The organism is Pseudomonas sp. Au-Pse12, from assembly GCF_021341665.1.
In the GTDB taxonomy this organism is placed as follows: domain Bacteria; phylum Pseudomonadota; class Gammaproteobacteria; order Pseudomonadales; family Pseudomonadaceae; genus Aquipseudomonas.
The window spans coordinates 296133-302439 of sequence record NZ_JAJTTH010000009.1 but is presented as its reverse complement, the minus strand read 5'-3'; the positions used below and the strand labels follow the sequence as shown (position 1 = coordinate 302439).

General features: G+C 60.7%; 6 protein-coding genes. 2 read left to right on the top strand and 4 right to left on the bottom strand.

Going from position 1 to position 6307, the window contains the following annotated elements; genetic code table 11:
- Positions 1–136 precede the first annotated feature (136 nt).
- Together LXM55_RS24805 and LXM55_RS24800 are read right to left on the bottom strand one after the other, a co-directional pair.
- Positions 137–931: a class II aldolase/adducin family protein gene (locus LXM55_RS24805; protein WP_060838990.1), complete on the bottom strand. Its 795-nt coding sequence runs from the start codon at positions 929–931 to the stop codon at positions 137–139.
- A gap of 87 nt (positions 932–1018) precedes the next feature.
- Positions 1019–2080, bottom strand: coding sequence for an ABC transporter substrate-binding protein (locus LXM55_RS24800; RefSeq protein WP_233322794.1), 1062 nt, complete (start codon positions 2078–2080; stop codon positions 1019–1021).
- Between the two features lie 215 nt (positions 2081–2295).
- Between LXM55_RS24800 and LXM55_RS24795 the strand changes: the two genes are divergently transcribed.
- Together LXM55_RS24795 and LXM55_RS24790 are read left to right on the top strand one after the other, a co-directional pair.
- Positions 2296–4248, top strand: a complete 1953-nt coding sequence (locus LXM55_RS24795) for an oxidoreductase (RefSeq protein WP_233322793.1) — start codon at positions 2296–2298, stop codon at positions 4246–4248.
- A gap of 73 nt (positions 4249–4321) precedes the next feature.
- Positions 4322–4933, top strand: coding sequence for a cupin domain-containing protein (locus tag LXM55_RS24790; RefSeq protein ID WP_060838987.1), 612 nt, complete (start codon positions 4322–4324; stop codon positions 4931–4933).
- A gap of 53 nt (positions 4934–4986) precedes the next feature.
- On the opposite strand, the gene LXM55_RS24785 is transcribed toward LXM55_RS24790, so the two are convergent.
- On the bottom strand, positions 4987–5268 hold the full coding sequence (locus LXM55_RS24785) for a hypothetical protein (protein ID WP_233322792.1): 282 nt from the start codon (positions 5266–5268) through the stop codon (positions 4987–4989).
- A 330-nt stretch (positions 5269–5598) separates the two neighbouring features.
- Positions 5599–6246 (bottom strand): hypothetical protein, encoded by a 648-nt coding sequence (locus LXM55_RS24780; RefSeq protein WP_233322791.1) that lies wholly within the window; start codon positions 6244–6246, stop codon positions 5599–5601.
- Positions 6247–6307 lie beyond the last annotated feature (61 nt).

The window sequence follows — 6307 nt, the reverse complement described above, 5'->3', positions numbered from 1 at the left end:
AACGGCCCGTAGAGACACAAAGATCGTGAAGACGACACAAGTTCGGCTGGCGATCGCCAAGCAAGGCCCTGCGGGCCTTTTCGCAGCTTCGCCAGGGCTCAGCAGCGGCTACAGGTAGATACAAACCCAGGTGTGGTCAGGCGCGGTAGTCGGGGGCGATACGCTCCAGCAGGCGCAGCAGCGCCGCCCAGGCCAGTTGCATGGCGTCCGGGTCGTTGAGTTCGCCTTCCTGCAGTGGCCGGCCCGGGTCGTTGAACTGGCGTTCGGTGTGGGCGCAGACCGCGTCCGGCGGCAGGACGATCTCCCCCGCCGCCTGGGCCGCCAGCTGGATCTCGCAGGCTTTCTCCAGGTAGTACATGCGCAAAAACGCCTGGCTCACGGTTTCGCCCACAGTGAGCAGGCCATGGTTGCGCAGCATCAGCACGCTCTTGTCGCCCAGATCAGCCACCAGTCGTTGCTGTTCGCCCAGGTCCAGGGCCACGCCTTCGTAGTCGTGATAGGCCACGCGGCCATAGAACTCCATGGAGATCTGGTTCACCGGCAGCAAGCCGCATTTGAGCGCCGCCACCGCGCAACCGGCCTTGGTGTGGGTGTGCAGCACGCACTGGGCGTCTTCGCGGGCGCCATGAATCGCGCTATGAATCACGAAACCCGCCGGGTTCACCGGGTACGGCGACGGCTCCACGGCCTCGCCGTTGAGGTCGATCTTCACCAGGTTGGAGGCGGTGATTTCCTCGAACATCAGGCCGTAGGGGTTGATCAGAAAGTGATGCTCGGGCCCGGGCAGGCGCACCGAGATGTGGGTGAAGATCAGGTCGGTCATGCGAAAGTGCGCGATCAGCCGGTAGCAGGCCGCCAGCTCTTGCCGCAGACGCTGTTCGGTGGCGCTGCGCTCGGCGTTGGCGTGGGGGCTGGGAGCGATATTGTTCATTGTTGGAGTCCTCCAGGCGGGTGGGTGGGGCAATCTGGGCGGGCAAACAATAGGACCGGACGCCCGCAGGCGTCCAGCCCGGTGCGCTTACTTGCTGGCCCAGGCGTTGAAGCGCTCTTCCAGCTCTTCGCCATGATCGACCCAGAACTCCACGTTCATCGCCAGGGCGTCCTTGAGGTTCTGTTCCGAGGTCGGCACCCACTGCGCCAGGGCCGGGTCGAGCTTGGCCGCGGCCAGGGTGTTGGTCGGGCCATAGGGGATCTGCTTGACGTAGTCGACCTGGACCTCGGGGCGGTTGGCGAAGGCGATGAAACGCTTGGCCTGATCCACGTGTTTCGAGCCCTTGATGATCGCCCAGTAGTCCATGCCGTACAGGCTGCCGGGCCAGACCACTGCCAACGGCGCGCCGGCCTGGGCGGCCACGGCGATGCGGCCGCTGTAGGTCGAGGTCATCACCACATCGCCGGCGGCCAGCCACTGCCCCGGCTGGGCCCCGGCTTCCCACCACTGGATGTAGGGCTTGAGTTCGGTCAGCTTGGCGAAGGCCCGCTCCACCCCTTGCGGCGTGGCCAGGACCTTGTACACGTCCTCGACCTTGACCCCATCGGCCATCAGCGCGAACTCCAGGTTGTACACCGCGCGCTTGCGCAGGCCGCGCTTGCCGGGGAACTGCTTGACGTCCCAGAAATCCGCCCAGGACGCCGGCGCCTTGGCCAGCTTGTTGCGGTCGTAGGCGATGGCCACGCTCCACACCAGCACCGCCGAGCCGCAGGGCTGGGCGGCGTCGGCAATCAACTGCTCGGCGCGGCCCAGGGCCTTCCAGTCCAGGGGCTCGTACATGCCCTCCTCGCAGCCGCGCATCAGGTCCGGGCCTTCGATCTGCACCAGGTCCCAATCGACGTTGCCGGTGTCGACCATGACCTTGATCCGGGCCATTTCGCCGTTGTATTCGCTCTGGATCAGCTTGCTGCCATCGGCCTTGCTGAAGGGTTGGAACAACGCCACGTCCTGGGCTTTTTGTCCGGCTCCGCCGTACGCCACGACCACCATGTCGGGGGCTGCCTGGGCAGTGCCCTGGCCCAGGGTCAAACCCAGGGCCAGGCTCAGGGCCAGGAGAGAACAACCGTGCTTGCGGGTGAGCGCTTTCATCTGTGAATCCTCGTCGCGGTGCCACACCGGCAGGCGCCGGCACGGCCCTTTTTTATTGTTGTGAGGTTCGCGCCAAAAGCGGGCGCAGATCGAAACTACTGCAAGCCTTAGTAAAAAAACAAGTTGATTTTTTACTGGCGGTAAATTTTGATAGCCAAACAATAACAACGCCAAGGCTGTGCTCCCCTGCCCTTGGCCCGCCTGGAGTCACCGCAATGACCAGCGCCTTCCCGCACCTGTTCGCACCCTTGCAGATCCGTGGCAAACGCCTGAAGAACCGCATCATGTCCAGCGGCCACGACACCTCGATGCCCACCGACAACCTGGTCAACGAACAGCTGATTGCCTACCACCGCGCCCGGGCCGAAGGCGGCGTCGGCCTGATCGTGCTGCAGGTGGCCGGGGTCCACGACAGTGCGCGCTACACCAGCCACGTGCTGATGGCCACCGACGACGCCTGCATCGACGGCTACCGGCGCCTGGCGGAAACCTGCCACGCCCACGGCACGGTGGTGCTGTCGCAGATCTTCCACCCGGGGCGGGAAATCATGGAGTCCGCCGACGGCCTGCTGGCCGTGGCCTACGCCCCTTCGGCGGTGCCCAACGAACGCTTCCGGGTCATGCCCCGGGCCCTGGACCAGGCCATGATCGACGAGATCATCCAGGGCTACGCCGACGCCGCCCGGCGCCTGCATCAGGCCGGCCTGGACGGCGTGGAGCTGGTGGCCAGCCACGGCTACCTGCCGGCGCAGTTCATCAACCCGCGGGTCAACCGCCGCACCGACGGCTACAACGGCGAACTGGAACAGCGCCTGCGCTTTATCCGGGAAATCCTCGACGCCATGCGCGCCAGCACCGATCAAGACTTCATCATCGGCCTGCGCATTTCCGCCGATGAACGCGACCCCGAAGGCCTCACCGAAGACGAATCCCTGGCCGCCGTGCAACTGCTGCAAGGGCAACTGGACTACGTGCACATAGTCGCCGGCACCTCCGCCTCCCTCGGCGGCGCGGTGCACATCGTCCCGCCCATGGCGGTGGAAGCGGCTTATCTGGCCCGGGAAGCTGGCACCTTCAAAGCCGGGCTATCGATCCCGCTGTTCGTCACCGGGCGCATCAATCAGCCCCAGGAAGCCGAAGCCATCATCGCCAAGGGCCAGGCCGATGTGTGCGGCATGACCCGCGCGCTGATCTGCGACCCGCAAATGCCCAACAAGAGCGACAGCGGCCACGCCGAAGACGTACGCGCCTGCATCGCCTGCAACCAGGCGTGCATCGGCCACTTCCACAAGGGCCTGCCGATCTCCTGCATCCAGCACCCGGAAACCGGCCGCGAACTGCTCTACGGCCAACCCAAGCCCAGCGCCCGCGGCAAACGCATCCTGGTGGTGGGCGGCGGCCCGGCCGGGATGAAAGCCGCCGCCGTCGCCGCGCAACGCGGCCACCACGTCACCCTCTACGAAGCCAGCGCGCAACTGGGCGGCCAGATCCAACTGGCGCAACTGCTGCCCCGGCGCAGCGAATTCGGCGGCGCCAGCACCAACCTGCAACGGGAAATGCAACTGGCCGGTGTCGAAGTGGTGCGCAACACCCGAGTCGACCGCGCCCTGATCGAGCGCGAAAACCCCGACCACGTGATCATCGCCACCGGCGCCCAACCCTACTGGCCGAACTTCGAACGCGGCGGCGAGCTGCAAGTGGTGGACGCCTGGCAAGTACTGCGCGATGAAGTGCAACTGGGCCGCAGCGTGGTGGTGGCCGACTGGCGCTGCGACTGGATCGGCCCCGGCATCGCCGAACGCCTGGTACGCGCCGGGCACCAGGTGCAACTGGCGGTCAACGGCACCCACTGCGGCGAAAGCCTGCCGCTGTACGTGCGCGACCAGCTGGCCGGCGAACTGCACAAGCTGGCGATCCCGATCATCCCCTACGCCCGCCTCTACGGCTGCGACGACAGCACCGTGTACCTGCAACACACCGCCAGCGGCGAACCCATGCTCCTGGAAAACGTCGACAGCCTGGTGCTGTGCCAAGGCCACCAATCGGTGGACGACCTCGGCCAACAACTCAAGGGCCTGGTGCCCTTCCAGCGTATCGGCGACTGCCTGGCACCGCGCACCGTGGAAGAAGCCATCCATGAAGGCTTGAAAGTCGCCTGGGCGCTTTGAGGCTGCTTTATACTCCAGGGCTTTTGCAGGACGGGTGCCCGGACGCGCCCGTTCACCTGGTCCGGAGCCCGCCATGAATCAAAGCAGCAAGACGCCGCCCGAGCCCGGCAGCGACAACCAAGCCCCTGGCGGCCCACAGTTCCTTGGCACCCGTATCCGCGGCCTGCGCAAACGCCGCGGCCTGACCCTGAGCGAACTGGCCCAGCAGAGCGAACTCACCGCCGGCTATATCAGCCAACTGGAGCGCAACCTCGCCTACCCCTCCATCCCCGCCCTGTTCAACATCGCCCGCAGCCTGGGCGTGACCATCCAGTGGTTCTTCGCCAGCGAAACCCAGACCGCGCCCGAGGATCAGGGGTACGTGGTGCGCAAGAAACAGCGGCTGCAGGTGAATTATGAGAACGGGATTATTGATCAGCTGTTAACCCCGCAACCGACCCGGCAGCTGGAGTTTTTGCACTCACGCTTTCCGCCGGGGACGTACAGCAAGGAGAGTTACAGCCATGAAGGCGAAGAAGCCGGGTATGTGCTGTCGGGGAGTTTTGAGCTGTGGGTGGGGGAACGGTATTTTCAGCTGAGTGAGGGGGATAGCTTTAGCTTTTCCAGCCAGGAACCGCATAAGTATGGGAATCCAGGGGAGGAGGATGCGGTGGTGTTGTGGGTGATTACGCCGCCGACGTTTTGAGGTAGGTAATTCTGAGCGGTAGCGCCCTGCACCGCTCTTTTGCTTGCTGATGATCAGCCGTCACGGGCTGGGAAGTAGAACTGCTGCCGTAACCACTCTCTGAACTGGACCTCGGTCAGTGGAGCGGGTCGCTCGCCCATCTCATTCCAGGCGTGGTTAATCATGTGTTCCCAGTGTCGGGCGAGCTCCATTAGTGGCGCTGCTGCTCCCCAGAAGTGTCCGGCCTCCAGCGTTGCCCTGACTCGACCGTTCAGCTCAGCGAGAGTCGTGACTCCTTCCAGATAGCGCCGCCCGGCCTCTAGCAAATGTCTGAATTCGGTGAGTTCAACGGTCATGTCTGCTCCCTTAAACAAAGCACGTGGATAAACAGCCTTTTAGATTGATGCGGAGAATGTCTGCTCTTCTGAAGCTAAAGACCGGCGAAAAGTAGTTAAGCTCTGACCTAAAAACAATAAGCTATGCGATCATGTACAACTTATTCTGTTCGTCGGATTTCGGCCCATAGTTGAGAATGGCGACGCGTAGAAAAACTCAAACCCAACTGCAACAGTTATGATCTAAACCTTGATGCCAACCGTAATATCACTGCATCGCTTGGCCGAAAAATTGAGTGACTGGGTCAGTACCCTCTTAGCATCTAAGGACCCATCAATATAAAAACCAAATCAATCAGCGCCAGTACCAATCGGAGACTGAATTGTTGTCATTGTCTCCGCCAACTCTTTATCAATTTTTAGTTTTTTTAGTAAAAGCTTTTCTTTATCTGAACGGGTTCTCCACAATATATATAGTTTAACTAGATTTTTAAAATAACCGCTTTTCCGGCAAGTGAGTATCCATGGCATTACGTCTTCACAAGCACCTAAAAAAGTTACTCCTACAGAATTGTATGCAACCGCCTCGTCAGCGACTCTCGATGTGAAGTACGTGGAAAATGACTCCATTAGATTAAGAAAGTCCAAACTATCAAGCGCTTTGTCAAAATCAGGAAGAACGTTTGGTTTTGACCTAGATGCTACGATTTGATTATTTTGTACAGCGACAGTCCATCCTTCGAAAAACTTAACATTGTGCTCTTTTATTTTTCTATGAAACTCATTTTGTCTTGGGATTATTTTGTCCGAATAGTAAGAGCACTGCTCTGAAGTCAGTTTCAAAGCGTCGCGTTTTGCCTGTGTGGCTGCGGTACTTTTGAGGATGGAAATTTGCTGCAACCCTATATATGCAAATATTGCCAACCCAATTGCAGAAATGAAATATAAAAGCTCTGCCAGTGGCTTTAGCTGACCAATGAAGCCATTGATTTCTTCCACGCTTACCTCTCTCTACGTATTTAGTTTCGCCATTTAAAACAAATGATCTTCTGATTTTTAA

Bases quoted from the DNA above. Each gene is read 5' to 3' on its own strand.
- LXM55_RS24805 (WP_060838990.1), bottom strand. From the start codon at position 931: ATGAACAATATCGCTCCCAGCCCCCACGCCAACGCCGAGCGCAGCGCC.
- LXM55_RS24800 (WP_233322794.1), bottom strand. From the start codon at position 2,080: ATGAAAGCGCTCACCCGCAAGCACGGTTGTTCTCTCCTGGCCCTGAGC.
- LXM55_RS24795 (WP_233322793.1), top strand. From the start codon at position 2,296: ATGACCAGCGCCTTCCCGCACCTGTTCGCACCCTTGCAGATCCGTGGC.
- LXM55_RS24790 (WP_060838987.1), top strand. From the start codon at position 4,322: ATGAATCAAAGCAGCAAGACGCCGCCCGAGCCCGGCAGCGACAACCAA.
- LXM55_RS24785 (WP_233322792.1), bottom strand. From the start codon at position 5,268: ATGACCGTTGAACTCACCGAATTCAGACATTTGCTAGAGGCCGGGCGG.